Genomic DNA, 14,055 nt, shown 5'->3' on the forward strand with positions numbered 1-14,055 from the left:
GAAAAGCAATCCCAAATGCCTTCAGCAATGGGATAGAGAGCTGCGTAGCTCAGCCGAGGCGGGTTAATCCGCTCGAAGTGAAAGCGAAAGGGGAGGGACCGGGTGCCTCCCGTGTCATGTAATAGATGACTATACTTTTACCAGCTATTACCCCCAATAGCCGATAAAAAAATGCAGGCTTGGATACGAAGCCGTCACCTAATTTTTTTAGGTCAATTTTTGATTTTTGAAACTTTAGACTACCCAGCCGTTGAGAGATTTGAGCAATGTATCATCAGTCTAGGAGGATGCTTAATTTCTGTGGAACCGCTCAAACGAGTTTGGATGGGAAATCACCGACAAGTGATGCTCTATCAAGGGAAAGGGAGTTTGCATACACCTCATCATGAACTGCGACAATATTGGTTCAAATACGGAAGTTTTCAGACGAGATTTGATGAGAGAGTTTAAAGAAACGAGGTTCACGGTCAAAAAAAGATTTCGGTGTTAAGATAATTTTGGTAAGTTGCACAAAGTGAACCCTGTTGTTTAAAGTAAGGAAAAGTCCTGCTCTGTTGCGGTTATGGATATTCACGAAATTGAAGCGTTTCTAGATAATTCTGATTTTCAATATCGACTCAAGGCGATCGCAGCTCTGAAAGATTATACACCAGAGATTGCCGTTCCTTTGCTAAAAGCTCGGCTCAACGACCCAGAATTTTTAGTCCGTACCTTTGTCAGCAGGGGATTTGGACAACAGCAAAGCGCCGAATCTTTCGCCGCCTTGCTGCAAATCATGAAACTTGATAACACTCCCAATGTGCGCGCCGAAGCGGCAAATTCCCTGTCGCTCTTCGGTAGGTGCGCTGCGTCTCATTTAGTGCTGACTTTTATTCAGGATGACCACTGGCTGGTGCGTCGCAGCATTTTGGGGGCGCTGGTAGATATGGAGTGCTACAACGAACTGTTTGAGGTGTGCGTGGAAGCTTTGGCGGGGGAAGATATGACCACCCAGGAAGCGGCTGTGGACGCGCTCGGTGCTTTAGCTGGAAGCAGTCAGGAAGCAGCGGCATTGGCTCGGTTGTTGGCGCTGGCTAGTTCTGAGTATGAAGGGATTCGCCAGCACACTGCATCTGCTTTGAAGCATTTTGATGATCCAGAAGCGAAGCAGGTGTTGAGTCAACTGCGGCAAGACTCCCATCATCGAGTGGTTGGTGCGGCTTTAGAAAATTTGCTCGATCGCAATTAAGAATATTTTATAGAGTTCTAGAGGCAGAAACCGGGTTTTTTCGGGAAATATGGCCTGAAGTGCGAGGAATGTGGGCGAACGAACCCGGTTTCTTAAATGCCTGTGGTTAATTCCTGCGATTGTTAAGCGGTCAAACTTGACTGAACTGTTTTAAGCCAGCGATTAAATTGTCAAAAGCAAGACCAGATAAATGCTGTTCCTCAGAACTAAATTGCTGTAAACTGACTATTTTTAATTGTTGTAATCCACAGAGCATCGCCGCCACGGGAACTCGCAATTCTTGATAAAGTAGTTCCATGTTTTCTAGTCCTGCTTGACTGGTAAATTCCGGGTTTTTCCCTGCTATGCTATAGGAGACGGAGCGCAAGAAATGCCAAAAATCTCGCCAACAAGCTTCGGCGCGTTCAGCAGGATAGAGGTCATTGTCTGGTTCGGTGATATTTGGAAAGTCGGCTAACACCTTTTCCCTGGCATTCGATACAAGATTAGGAGCTTGCTCTCGCAGCAATCTTGCTTGTTCTAACATTGAAGAGGTATCGGGAACCAGATTTTTGATGATTTCTAAATCTTCATCTGTGAGATATCGACTTTCATCGTCAGCCTTTTGAAAAATGGCAATTACTTCATCTGGATAGATATTTTTCCAAGTAGCAAAGCTGACAATTTTCGCTTTGGGAATTAATTGTTTTGCTCTTTCACTTAATTGCATAGCTATTAAAATTGTCCGGAGGGAATTGAGTACAATTCAAGTTATAGACTAGAATTATGAGAAATTTGATTAAGATTTGTTACATTTGAGAGAATCAAAGATGAGAGTGTGGTAAAAGTCTTCATTAGATTAAGTGCGATCGCACGTTTGGTTTCATAACGAAATATTACTTTGTTATCCATAAAAGAGACTAGGCCCAGGGCGATCGCCTATTATCCTGTGTTCAGGGAGAGATTGAAGGAGCTAAATTATAATCTATGTTTAAGCCATTTCAGCAATTTCTAGAAAAAGAACTGTTTGAGAACTTTGCACTAGAGAGCCGTCCCATTCCCTCTGGATTGGAATCTGTGGTGAGTGAAAGAGGTAAAAATCCCGCCACAATTCAAAGCTGGTGTTATCAATGCCCTGAATTGCGAAAAATTCGCTACACCTACATCGATGCTGGGGAAACGGCACAAATTTTTAACAGTGTCATTTATCCAAGCCACAATTACGATGTGCCGTTGCTAGGGATTGATTTTTTAGCGTTTGGACAAAAGAAAATCTTGGTGGTGATAGATTTTCAGCCGTTATTTCGCGATCGGGCTTACACAGACAAGTATATCGAACCGTTGACCGAAATTCGAGCTAAATACAGCTCGTTGGTACAAGACTTAGAAATGAAGTTTTATGATGCCAACCAGTATTTTTCCAAGAATTTGCTCTTTGCCAAAACCGACGCCGAAACAGTAGTGAACCAATTGTTTCCCGCCTATCAAGAATACGTCCAGTTGTACTGGAAAATGCTACAGCAAGCTACTCCCCTGACAACTCCCGAAGAAATTCAGCGGATTGTGAAAGCACAGAAAGAATACGATCAGTATAGTGCAGAAAGAGACCCCGCATCCGGGCTGTTCGGCAGCTATTTTGGTCATGAATGGTCAGAGCGCTTTTTGTACGAGTTTTTGTTTGAAGATGCTGTTCCCTTAGCGGTTCCCGCCGGGACAAAATAAATTAAAAATGACTCTCTATCAGCCTTTTTTAGATTACGCCATCCCACTGCTCAGGGAGCGACTTGACTTAGCTCCATATCCGATTCCAGCAGGTTTTGAAAAAAAAGAATGTATCACTGGGAAAGGAAAAAAAGAGCAGTTGGTTGTCACTACTAGCTATGCTTTTCAATCGCCCAAACTGCGACAAATTCGGGCGGCTCATGTTGAGGGCGGTGATGCTCTTCAGGTTTTGAATTTTGTGATTTTCCCGCAAATTAATTATGATTTGCCTTTTTTTGGGGCGGATTTGGTGACTTTACCGGGGGGACATTTGATTGCTTTGGATATGCAGCCGCTTTTTCATGATGCGGCCTATCAAAAGCAATACTCAGAGCCGATTTTACCAATTTTTAACAAGTATCAAAAAGATTTGCCCTGGGGGGGAGATTTTCCTGAAGAGGCAAAACCTTTCTTTTCTTCGGCTTTTCTGTGGACTCGTCCTAAGGAAACTGAGGCTGTGCAAACTCTTGTGTTTGATGCTTTTAAGGATTATCTACAAGCTTATCTCGATTTGGTCGATCGCGCGCAACCAGTCACCGACAGTCAGAGATTGGTCGAGATTCTTCAGGCTCAACGCAATTATATCAACTATCGTGCGGCGAAAGATCCTGCGAGGGGGATGTTTCTGCGGTTCTATGGTGAGGAGTGGACTGAGGAGTATATTCACGGTTTTCTGTTCGATTTGGAACGCAATTTATAGGAAAATTAAAATTTGTTCGTAGTGAGGACTTTAGTCCTCTGAATTTGCGGACTTAAGTCCGCACTACAAACGGTTTGTAGTGAGGACTTTAGTCCTCTGAATTTGCGGACTTAAGTCCGCACTACAAACGATATCTAATTTGCAAGACTTTGAGCTGTGTTATTCCGAGTATAAGGATTCCAAGTACCTAACTCCTTGGAATTGCGACTGCAAAGCATCGCTCTTGTTTCGGCGCTCAATCCTTGTACCAAGCTGAAATCAGCACCCGCAATACTTTGCAATTGATCTAAATTTGCTCCAGTCAAATCAGCAGCCCGTAAATCTGCGCCTTGCAATTCAGCTCCAATTAACATGGCATTTCGCAAATAAGCACCAGTTAAAAAAGCATTCTGAAGATTAGCGCCACTTAATGCCGCTCCTTCTAAATTTGCTCCAGTTAAATCCGCTCCACTGAGATAAGCACCTCGCAGATTGCAATAACTTAAATCCGCTCCTCGGAGATTGGCTGCATTCAAAAAAGCTCCGCTCAGACTAGCTTTCGGGCCAATAGCTTCGGATTTTTGGTAATTAAATCCTTCTGGCCACATAGTCTTGCTATCATATAAAGCTAATTTAAATTTAGCTGATTCTAGCTTGGAATCAACTAGATTGCAACCTTGTAAATCAGCTCGAAAAAAATAACTTTCTTGTAAATTTGCTCCACTCAAATTGGCGTCTCGGAGATTGGCGCGCCGCAAATCTACTCCCTGGAGATTTGCACCTTGGAAATTGGTTTTGCTGAGGTTGGCGCCAATCAAGTTTGCTCCGCTCAAATCAATCCCGGATAAATCCATTTGGCTGAGGTTGATTCCCTGGAGGTTGGTTTGAGCTAGGCTTTTGCTTTCCTCGATAGCTTGTAAGACTTCTGTGAGAGTCAGGGGTTCAGAGAGGAAAAATGAGTGTTGACGAAGTGCCATTATATTTTTGAAGATTTATTGATGGAATTGCTCAAAGTTGTCCGGTGTCATTTATCCTAGAATTTGATTGTTGTGCGATCGCCAGAAAGTTAATTTTCTTAACCAAAATTCGATCGGATTCTCCTCCCATCCCCTTCACAAGGGGAAGGAATGATATAGAGGACACGGCAGTGCCGTCTCCCTACCCAAAATAATATTGTAGGGACACTCCAAAAGCCGTCTCCTAATTTCGGCAATAATTCCGATGCTACTTGATTCCTCTCGCTAAGTTGACATAGAAATGCTGCTAACACCACCGATGACTATGATGGATTTCTTTCGCAAGAGTGAGGGCGTTTGGTTCACTCAGCGAACAGTCCACAATTTTGATACTGCTGCTGCTGATGAGTCGGGAGAATCCAATGTCATGATTGATGTCTTATCAATTGATGATCCCAGAGTTTTAGAGGTTTGTCAACAGCAAAATGTAGATCCTGCTTTGGTTAGTGGGGGATGCAGTTTTATGTGGCAAGATAATTTGGATGATGCCATCCCGAACCAAAATTATGCTGCAATACTTATCGATGTACCCAATCCCAATAACCCGAAAATGGGTAAGTTTCTCAGAAATAGAGGCTACGTTGAAGGTATTCCGGTAATTGGTATTTACCATTTTGCTGATGATGGGGTATTGACTATTGAGACGGAATATGAGACAAATCAAGGACAGGAACGCTGTTGGTTTATTAACGATCATTTTCGAGTGCGGGTGATGACGGTTCAAATGAGCAATGGGGTTAAACAAATGGCATACTGTTCTGAGCGTCGTTGTATTTCTCCGTCTGTTTTAGAAGAGTTGTTGGAACACAATCGCTTGAGAGTTTCTGAGGCTGCTGCGGTGTCGCGTTAAAGTCTCTGGAAAAAATGCTTTTTGATTGGTCAAATTCAACTATTGTCAATATTTTTTTAGGGCGGGCAGGATGCCCACCCCACAAGCAACTGGGCGGGCAGGATGCCCACCCCACAATAAAATTAATTGGTTGTGGAACTGGCATCTTGCCAGTTCGATGCCCACCCCACAAGCCACTGGGCGGGCAGGATGCCCACCCCACAAGCAACTAACTGGGCGGGCAAGATGCCCGCCCCACAATAAAATTAATTGGTTGTGGAACTGGCATCTTGCCAGTTCCTAAGAATCCTGTATGATGTGAGTTTAACTGAACTCGATCGCCTAACTGTTTTCAACTGTTATTAAACTCTCAAAACTATGTCTGAAAACGAAGAATTGACAACATCGGCTCGTGATGAATCTGCCGCAGATTTAACAGAAGATTCAACACAGATAGAGGCTGAAGAATTGGTGGAAGTCATTGCCGAATTTGAGCGGTATCGGGAACGTTTGGTGAATGAAACGATGGCGGCGGCACAAAAGGCTAAGCTACCACAGAAAGCAGCTATGGCTAAAATTGAGCCGGAACTTGCTAAAATTGATGCTGGACTAGACAGTCTCCGCACTCAATTGGCGGCGATAACTACTAATAATTAGGTGGCAATGATGGTCAATTCTAATGCTCAATCCCAAGATGCTGCAATTGTGTTAGCTCATGCCGAAACAGATGCTTTGCTTCAACAAGTTACTGAACAAATAGATTTAGATACTTTTGATGTTAATGATGCTGAGCTTTTGAGGAGTCTGGTTGAATCTTTGGGTGATACGCGGGGGATGACTCGACTGCGTTGTGCGGAAACTCTGGCGGAAATTGGTGAAGCGGCGACTCCTTTTTTGTTGGATGCTTTGGGAAATCATGTTAATCCGGTTGTGCGGCGTGCTGCGGGTAAAACTCTGACTTTGATTGGCGATCCGACTGCTGTTCCTAATTTAATTCATGCTTTGTTGAATGATGAGGATACGGTGGTTAAGGGTTCGTCTATTGGGGCGCTGGCGAGGATTGGTGAACCTTCTGTGCAGGCTTTGTTGGATATTTTAGCATCTACCGATTTGCCGGAAAGTACGATCGGTCATGCGGCTTGGGCGTTGGCGTTTATTGGGGCGGGTGCGAAGGAGTATTTGTATCGGGCGATCGCCTCTGATTCGCCTGTGGTGCGTGGGGCGGTGGTTGGGGCGATCGCCAAAGTAGCCCAGGAAGAGCCCAAAGCCGACTTATTTGAGATTTTAGTGAAGTCTCTAACGGATGTTGATGTTGACGTGCGTTGCGAGGCGGCGGCTGCTTTGGGAAATCTCGCCTATAAGCCTGCAATCCCCAACCTGATTGAGTTGCTGCATCATGGCGATGGCGAAAGTCGCAGGGCGGCGGCCTTGTCTTTGATGAAAGTGGGCGATCGAAGTGCGATCGAGCCGCTACAAGCTGCATTAGCCAAGGAATCAGAGGCGGCTGTGCAAGGAGTAATTAAGTTAGCAATTTCTCAAATTAAGTAACTAAAAATATGACAGAATCTGGAACAGGGCGGATGTTGCTTTCCCACAATTTTGATATGCAAGAGGGTATCTTTCCAACCTTAAGTAGAGAAGATTTGACTTTGGTATTTGCTGAGGGTTTAAGTCAATATCCTCAGATTAAGTGCCGTCAATTAAATCACGCTCATTGGATGGTAGAAGTTTTATTTTCTACTAATGATTTTGCGCCACCTCAAGTTGGGGAGTTTTGCGCTGAATCTTTGGTAAATAAGCGGATGAGTCAAGGAAAAGTTGATGATTCTTTTCCTGATGTTTTGATTTTAGCGGGATTGAAAAAGACTCCGCCATTGAGTAGCGATGTTGAGGCGCTGCAAACGGGAGAATGGGGGGTTGATGTGGTGGAAACTGCGTCTGCTGAGAGTTTTTTGATGGCGATGGGCTGGGAGGAAAAAACATCTGGGAAAAGTATTGAGGATGTTTTTAAGGTTGAAAGGAGGAAGGGGTAAAAGGTAAAAAGCTGTTTGGAAGGTCATAGATAAGTCCTGAAGCGCTGATTTTGACGTTCACAAAACTATCTATCTCCCGTAGATCAAATGATTGAACTGAAGTTTATTGGGTCTACTAATTTTCAGCATCCTATCAGGACGGTCATGAATCTCAGTTAAACGGTCATTAGTCTCAGTTGAGCGACTATTACGTGTTTTTCCTTTGGAAATGCTAATATGACCGATACTGACAAAACGATATTCATAAGCCTCAAGGAAGTTCTGTTGATTCCAAAATGCTTTGCCGATTTCCTGACAATAGTCAACAAAGCATTTTGCGCCCGTTAGTTGCTGGATAATGTTTTTATTCTGGCCTTTCTTTTTCTTCATCTCAATACAAAAGATGATTTTTTCTGTGGGAGTATCAGCAATAATCACAAAATCTGCGCGTTTGCACTGACCTTTTGAGCTAGTAAAAATCTTGCTTGGTGCTGGGAAAGCATCTGCCTTAATAACAATAACTTGAGCATCATCAGGCATTCCATCAATCGTTACAGAATAGTCAGCAGGCGGAGATTCTTTGAGTATAACTTGCTTTTTACCTTTGTGTTCTTCCAATGGTACTGTAGCACTTTCCTTAATCATCTCTTTGAGGATAGCAATATCAGACATTAATCCTGACCCCAAACAATCGATTCCTGAATCCTGTTCATCGTTTCAATAGTTGTATCAAAACTGCGGGCTTCAATACCCATTTCTGGGTCAATATCGGCTGGTGTCAGCGTTTGACATTTATTTGTTTTTGTACTCCCTGCCTCTTCCGCAATATAAACTTTGATTTTGTTAGACGAAATTAGTTCTACTTCCCGATAACCTTCTTCTTCAGCAACTCGCTTCAGATGAGGTTTGTCATGGTTAAGCATAATCAACGTATTCAGTTCTTTAATAATGTAATCGCTGTGGGTGGTAATAAAAACCTTAATACCCAGATTTACCAAGCGGGCAAATAGCCGTGCGACGCGGCGCTGGTTTTCAGGATGTAGATTTAATTCTGGTTCATCTATCATCAGTAAATCACCAATCTGAGCCTCATGTTTTAGGTAAAAACCGATGTCTAATAGAGAACGCACAGCACTAGAACTTTCATCCATAGAAAGCTTGATCCTTTTACCATTCGGCTCATAATAAAGTTCATCATTACGGGTAACAGTGTATTGGCCGCCGATTATGTCAGCAAAATCTGCCAGTATATCAGGATGTTCCTCAGCAATAAAACTGCTTTTTTTAACAATGCTTTCAAGTTCCCTGGTAAATTCTACGTTTGTCTGTATCGGCAGGGCGTAGTCCTGATAAGCCTTAAATAAGAGTTCAATGGGATGGATATTATTGTTGCTTTTACCCATTTGTTCAAGCAATCTATTACGGGCAAAATTCAACTCTTTGCGAAAAATAGCTGCACCAGTTCTTTCTGCACTAGCGATAAAAGGACGAGGAATAATTTCGGCAAAAATAATATGTTTCAGTGCATCGGCAATGGTTTTTTTAAGTATTTCATTGGGAATTTTTGCCTTTTCTTTTTCAACGAGCAAGGTGACAACTAATTCTCTACTATCTTCTCTTTTGGTCATCGAGAATAATTCGACATTTGCAGATCCTAGTGTTGACTGAAATTGGCTTGCCAAGGTAATATTTTTGATGTCTAGGTTTACCTGAAACTCTGTTTTTTTAAATCTTTTAGCCGGCGCTGCAAAAATATGAGGCAATTGCTGTGTATAAACTTGACAAGCTTTAAAAACAATTTGCTCTGCCTGTTTGACATATTCTTGTATGTCTAGATGGATTACGCCGTCCGCAAGGAGTTGCTGGATTTTGTTGTCGTTAATGTCGATCGCCAAAATCTGCCGCCAAGTAAACAAAAAGCCAAACAGTGCATAGGTAGCGTAGGTCTTTCCGGTATTGTTGCCGCCACAAATAATTGTCAACTCGCCAAGGGTGAATTCGGCTTGTTTTAGGGCACCAAGATTTTTGACTTTAATTTTCATTGGTGTTTTCCTTAGATTGCAATGTGCCTCAGTAATATCGCACAAACCAGTCTAAACAGCCAGCGCCTTGATACTTTCTTGGGTATCAAGAGGGATCTTTTGCCAACTCGTGGCAATGTTAATATTCATATTGGTTTGAGCGATATCTAACAGCGTATCATCAATTGAGTGCATTCGATTTTCGCGCAACCAAATTAAAATTTCCGCTAAATGCCAAATAGAATGTGTACCTTCATAAACAGGAATCGGAAATCTTGATTTGCTTTCGATCGAGAGATTTCTCATTTGCAGTTGAGTATAACCCAGAATTTTAGCTGCATCCGTCAAGCCAACTAAATCTGGTGCTGCTTCAATTAGAGTAACACTTGGAACAGCTTTTTTGATATCATTAATCGCACTAGAAATAGCTTCATAAGCCGACGATCCCTCGCGGATAAAATTTAGTGCTACATATTCTTTATTTCCAACTCCAATTAAGGCATCGTCACAGCCACTTGCATACAGTCTCTCAATAAAATCATCAGGATCGGCTGGGGAATTGTTCAGATTAAACTTCAAAGTAAAATCATACTCGTTCATTTTTTATTCCTCCTCCGAGGAAGACTCATTCACATCGTTATGCTTTGTGCAATTATCCACTACTCGGCGAATTTGTTTTCCATGATTCCCTGAGTTTTTTGGGGTACTCCAAATACTGGATATACAAAAAATCCCGCTTCTACACTCTTTATCGTTGTAGGGACAATAAATTTTCCCCCAAGCATGAGAACCACCAACATCAACGCGCCATCCATTTTTTTCAGCGTATCTCAACGCATCCTCAACTTCTGGCTTTGGGTGAGTTTTTCTGACCATTACAATTTTTGCTTACATATCGTTCAACACGCTACTATAAACCTAACTATTCTGCACGCTTATAATTCATCACCAAATCCAATCGCGATAAAGAACTTGTCGCTGATTCCCGCACATAGGAATCCACGGTTTCATCATTCGCAAATGTGGTGAGAACTTCTACACAACGTCGATCGCCCACAGAAGCCAATGCACTCACAATCGCCACCTGTACCGCTACATTATCCGTTGTATTCAGCGATTCCACCAAAATCTCGAACGCAGAGGAACCCATCTGCCCCAAGGCCATCACGGCTGCAATATGCACCACAGGATTAGCATCATCGATCGCCTTTTTCAATCCCTGCAAGCCCACTTCTGGGAAAGGCAACTCTGGATAATTAATCGCAACTTGCGCCAATACCTTCGCCGCACTCCCTCGCACAGTCACATTCTCACTGTTTAACATGGCGTCAACCACCGGTGATATGGCATCCTCACCGATCGCACCTAACACCTTCACCGCCGCCCGACGATAGGTGACATCTTCGTCGTCTAAAATGGCCACCAGTCGAGGAATTGTATTTTCATCGCGGGAATCGGCTATTTCATACATTGCGCGATCGCGCATATGAGGATTCGGGTGTTTTAGTTTTTCAAACAAAGCATCTGTTGTCATAATTTTTGGGGTTTTAGGTTTTCTAATTTAAGCTGAATTAACAATCCTGGACGCATAAATATCTAAGAAACCGGGTTTTTACCAGTATTAAAAGCTGGGATGCAGTATTTTGGTAAAAAAACCCGGTTTCTGCCTCCCGTCTCAGGTAGGGACACGGCACTGCCGTGTCCGGCTGTAGGGACACGGCACTGCCGTGTCCCTACTATATTTCAGATGTTAAAGAAGTATGAGCATCTATTTTAGCTTGAACTAACCAATCTTGGTCGGCCGCAGCAACTTCATAACCACTAACATCACCAAGTTTTTCTAGTGCCATTAATGCAGCATACTTCAAATCCCAGATTTTAGTTTCCAGACAGGTTTTCAATTCTGGAATAGCACGCTTTTCTCCGAGTTCCCCTAGGGCGATCGCAGCCGCCGCACGGGATTTCTGAAACTGGGGTTGGGGGTTATTCAAAGCTTCCAATAACAAATCGTAGGCGGGAGAGTGTTTGAGCCAACCAAACAATTTTACTACATGAAAATGCGCTCCATAGTCATTGTTTGCTTCTTCGGCAAAGGTGGCAAAAAGTGCAGATGGTGCCTCCTCTGAATAATGTTCTAAAATTGTTTTAGTTGCTAAATAGCAACGACCAAAATCTGTTTCGTATAATTGGTTAATCAGAAACGGTAATTCTGGTAATTCTTCATAGCTGTGGACTAAATCCAAATCCCCTGGTTTATCCCGTAAGGTTTGTTCTAAATAGGGTTGAATGGTGTCAAAGGTAAGGGATTTGTCGGCGATTCCGGCTGCTGCTAGCATCCGAATTCCCCTGAGGCGAAAGACTAAAGATACGGGACATTTGGCAATGTTGGGAATGGCCTCGTAGTGGTGGGCGTCAATCAAATCTTGAATTGATAGTCTGCGCCCTAGGACATTTTTGTGTTGCAGCATGGCGACAACTTGTCCCATTTTAGAAAAGTCTCTGGTTAGGCGGCAAATTGCGGCGATCGCAGCACTAGCAGTCGGTGGATCGAGATCGTCAACAAATTTGCGAATTCTGGTCTCGGCTGGTTGATAATCTAATTTAGTCAGGGTGTGGATGATTACTCGGTAGGTTTGTCCTGGTTTATCGAGCAATTGAGCAACTTCTTCTAAAATATCGCTGTCTTGAGTGCCAATTTCGCCGATCGCCCAAACCGCATTTTCCACGGTGTAGCAGTCATCATCGCTCAGACAGGTGCGAATCACCGGCAATGCTTGGACAGCTTGCAGTCTTCCCAAGGTTTCCACCGACTTGCGGCGCACAATCCGGTTTTCTAGCACCGGATCGGTTTGCTGTACTGCTCGGATCAGTGCTGCGATCGATCGATCTGTGGGAAAGTTTATCAGATGGGAAGCGGCTATGTAGCGAGAATCTTCTTCGCCGATTTGGTCTTGTGGCGTATCTAAAAGGGCGATCGCCTGGTCTTCAGTTAAATTAAAAAAACTAAAAAAGCGTTTATCCATAAAATTATAGTAGAAGGAAGAAGGAAGAAGGAAGAAGGAAGAAGGAAGAAGGAAGAAGGAAGAAGGAAGAAGGCCCTTCGACTTCGCTTAGGAACCGGTTCAGGAAGAAGGAAGAAAGTATGCCCGATGCCCGATGTCCGATAGAAATTAGCATATGTCTATCCAAACAAAATAACAAGCCCAGGAATTCTTTACCCTTACTTTACCGCAATCGGTAGAGCAACGAGCCAAGATTTCCTAGACTTGTCGGGGTAAAAATTACCCACTCACGACATTACAAACCTGTCTAATTAATTAGGACAGGGAGTTGATGGCGTAGTCAAGAAGAGCATTGTACTCAGTCAAAGCTTGAGCAGACATATCGCGAGGAGTGCAACCGCGGTTACGAGCAAAGCTTAATGCTTCAACGTAAGGAGCAGTAGGCAAGCTCAAAGCGCGATAGACTTCGCGTTGACCAGCAATACCCCATTCATCAAGAGGGCCTGTGCCGCCAACTACCAAGCAGTATTGAACCAAGCGCAGGTAGTGCTTGATGTCGCGGTGGCATTTTGCTTTGAAAGTATCGGTGGAGTTAGCTTGACCGGATTCGTTCAAGTAAGGATACTTTTTGATGCAAGCATCATAAGCTTCTTTAGCAACTGCATCCAGGTTGGCGCCCAATTTTTCAGCAGCTTCTAAACGAGCAGCAGAGCGTTGGATAGAACCTTGAACTGATTCTAGATCAGAAGTGCTAGGAAAGCGACCTGCTGCATCAGCAGAGGCGATAGCGGTGGTGAGAACTGATTTCATTTCCTTAAATCTCCTAAAGTGATTTTGACAGTGAGCGTAGTTTCAATTTTGCTGAGCGGATTGCGATTAGCAATTGACTAGCTCAGTGCAGAAATGATACGGTCGAAGTAGCTGGAAGATTCGGCAACGAGGCTGGCGCAACGATCTTCAACTACGATAGATCCCATTTTCCGCAACTTAGCACCAGCAAATTTTTCGCTGGGGTTGTCTTGGATGTGAGCAGCGGCTTGAGCCTTCATGATTTGAACTGCACGCACGGTGGAGGTGGTGGGTACGCCCAAAGCTGCGTAGGTTTCTTTCAAACCATTCAAGCAACGGTCGTCAAGAACGGAAGCATCACCAGCCAACAAGGCGTAGGTGACATAGCGCAAGATGATTTCTGCATCGCGCAAGCAAGCAGCCATGCGACGGTTAGGGTAGCAGTTACCACCGGCTTGGATCAAGCCTTGGTTTTCGCAGATCATACCGGCAACAGCGTCGGAAACCATGCAGCTAGCGTTGCTGGCGATCGCGTTTACAGCATCCAAGCGTCGGTTGCCGCTGGCAACGAAAGCTCTAAGGGCAGCAATATCACCAACGGTGGAGGTGCTGGCATCGGCTGAAACTACAGCTCTTGAAAAAGCGTCAAGCATTGAGTTCTCCTTAACTTAGACGAAAAATTATTTCTTATCTCAGTTGGTCAACTTGGTGACGAACTTGATGGTCTTGAATATATCTA

General features: G+C 43.7%; 17 protein-coding genes. 8 read left to right on the forward strand and 9 right to left on the reverse strand.

Annotated elements, in window-relative coordinates:
• The first annotated feature begins 171 nt into the window (after positions 1-171).
• Entirely contained in the window at positions 172-450 is a 279-nt protein-coding gene (locus JGK16_RS21195; protein ID WP_293192369.1) for a CpeR family transcriptional regulator, read from the forward strand.
• Between the two features lie 112 nt (positions 451-562).
• The gene (locus JGK16_RS21200; RefSeq protein ID WP_293184982.1) at positions 563-1,228 is read left to right on the forward strand and encodes a HEAT repeat domain-containing protein; all 666 of its coding nucleotides are present in this window, start codon (positions 563-565) and stop codon (positions 1,226-1,228) included.
• Positions 1,229-1,358: 130 nt separating this feature from the next.
• On the opposite strand, the gene JGK16_RS21205 is transcribed toward JGK16_RS21200, so the two are convergent.
• The gene (locus tag JGK16_RS21205) at positions 1,359-1,937 is read right to left on the reverse strand and encodes a phycobilisome protein (protein WP_293184984.1); all 579 of its coding nucleotides are present in this window, start codon (positions 1,935-1,937) and stop codon (positions 1,359-1,361) included.
• Positions 1,938-2,194: 257 nt separating this feature from the next.
• Here JGK16_RS21205 and JGK16_RS21210 point away from each other — a divergent pair, with 257 nt between their 5' ends.
• Positions 2,195-2,929 carry a 15,16-dihydrobiliverdin:ferredoxin oxidoreductase gene (locus JGK16_RS21210; RefSeq protein ID WP_293184986.1) on the forward strand — a complete coding sequence of 245 codons (735 nt, stop codon included), beginning with the start codon at positions 2,195-2,197 and terminating at the stop codon, positions 2,927-2,929.
• 7 nt (positions 2,930-2,936) lie between these two features.
• On the forward strand, positions 2,937-3,668 hold the full coding sequence (locus tag JGK16_RS21215; protein ID WP_293192371.1) for a phycoerythrobilin:ferredoxin oxidoreductase: 732 nt from the start codon (positions 2,937-2,939) through the stop codon (positions 3,666-3,668).
• A gap of 134 nt (positions 3,669-3,802) precedes the next feature.
• On the opposite strand, the gene JGK16_RS21220 is transcribed toward JGK16_RS21215, so the two are convergent.
• On the reverse strand, positions 3,803-4,624 hold the full coding sequence (locus JGK16_RS21220) for a pentapeptide repeat-containing protein (protein ID WP_293192373.1): 822 nt from the start codon (positions 4,622-4,624) through the stop codon (positions 3,803-3,805).
• 280 nt (positions 4,625-4,904) lie between these two features.
• Here JGK16_RS21220 and JGK16_RS21225 point away from each other — a divergent pair, with 280 nt between their 5' ends.
• From JGK16_RS21225 to JGK16_RS21240, 4 genes are all read left to right on the forward strand, one after another.
• Positions 4,905-5,513 carry a phycobiliprotein lyase gene (locus tag JGK16_RS21225; protein WP_293184989.1) on the forward strand — a complete coding sequence of 203 codons (609 nt, stop codon included), beginning with the start codon at positions 4,905-4,907 and terminating at the stop codon, positions 5,511-5,513.
• A gap of 357 nt (positions 5,514-5,870) precedes the next feature.
• Positions 5,871-6,149 (forward strand): hypothetical protein, encoded by a 279-nt coding sequence (locus tag JGK16_RS21230; protein WP_293184990.1) that lies wholly within the window; start codon positions 5,871-5,873, stop codon positions 6,147-6,149.
• A gap of 6 nt (positions 6,150-6,155) precedes the next feature.
• Positions 6,156-7,040 carry a HEAT repeat domain-containing protein gene (locus JGK16_RS21235; protein ID WP_293192375.1) on the forward strand — a complete coding sequence of 295 codons (885 nt, stop codon included), beginning with the start codon at positions 6,156-6,158 and terminating at the stop codon, positions 7,038-7,040.
• Between the two features lie 8 nt (positions 7,041-7,048).
• The gene (locus tag JGK16_RS21240) at positions 7,049-7,525 is read left to right on the forward strand and encodes a DUF2656 domain-containing protein (protein WP_293192377.1); all 477 of its coding nucleotides are present in this window, start codon (positions 7,049-7,051) and stop codon (positions 7,523-7,525) included.
• A gap of 69 nt (positions 7,526-7,594) precedes the next feature.
• Here the strand turns inward: JGK16_RS21240 and JGK16_RS21245 are convergent, their stop codons facing one another.
• The 7 genes from JGK16_RS21245 to cpeB form a co-directional block, all read right to left on the reverse strand.
• Positions 7,595-8,176: a hypothetical protein gene (locus tag JGK16_RS21245; protein WP_293192380.1), complete on the reverse strand. Its 582-nt coding sequence runs from the start codon at positions 8,174-8,176 to the stop codon at positions 7,595-7,597.
• The gene (locus JGK16_RS21250; RefSeq protein WP_293192383.1) at positions 8,176-9,546 is read right to left on the reverse strand and encodes an AAA family ATPase; all 1,371 of its coding nucleotides are present in this window, start codon (positions 9,544-9,546) and stop codon (positions 8,176-8,178) included. Before JGK16_RS21250 ends, JGK16_RS21245 begins: the two co-directional genes overlap by 1 nt.
• A 51-nt stretch (positions 9,547-9,597) precedes the next feature.
• Complete coding sequence (locus JGK16_RS21255) at positions 9,598-10,125, reverse strand: hypothetical protein (RefSeq protein ID WP_293192386.1); 528 nt, start codon at positions 10,123-10,125, stop codon at positions 9,598-9,600.
• 322 nt (positions 10,126-10,447) lie between these two features.
• Entirely contained in the window at positions 10,448-11,059 is a 612-nt protein-coding gene (locus JGK16_RS21260) for a HEAT repeat domain-containing protein (RefSeq protein WP_293192388.1), read from the reverse strand.
• 202 nt (positions 11,060-11,261) lie between these two features.
• Positions 11,262-12,548 (reverse strand): HEAT repeat domain-containing protein, encoded by a 1,287-nt coding sequence (locus tag JGK16_RS21265; RefSeq protein ID WP_293192390.1) that lies wholly within the window; start codon positions 12,546-12,548, stop codon positions 11,262-11,264.
• Positions 12,549-12,842: 294 nt separating this feature from the next.
• Positions 12,843-13,337, reverse strand: a complete 495-nt coding sequence (locus JGK16_RS21270; protein ID WP_293184999.1) for a bleomycin hydrolase — start codon at positions 13,335-13,337, stop codon at positions 12,843-12,845.
• Positions 13,338-13,414: 77 nt separating this feature from the next.
• Positions 13,415-13,969 carry a C-phycoerythrin subunit beta gene (gene cpeB, locus JGK16_RS21275; protein WP_293185001.1) on the reverse strand — a complete coding sequence of 185 codons (555 nt, stop codon included), beginning with the start codon at positions 13,967-13,969 and terminating at the stop codon, positions 13,415-13,417.
• Between the last annotated feature and the right edge of the window lie 86 nt (positions 13,970-14,055).

Origin of the sequence: Microcoleus sp. PH2017_09_SFU_O_A, from assembly GCF_020738625.1 — a bacterium.
GTDB lineage: Bacteria > Cyanobacteriota > Cyanobacteriia > Cyanobacteriales > Microcoleaceae > Microcoleus.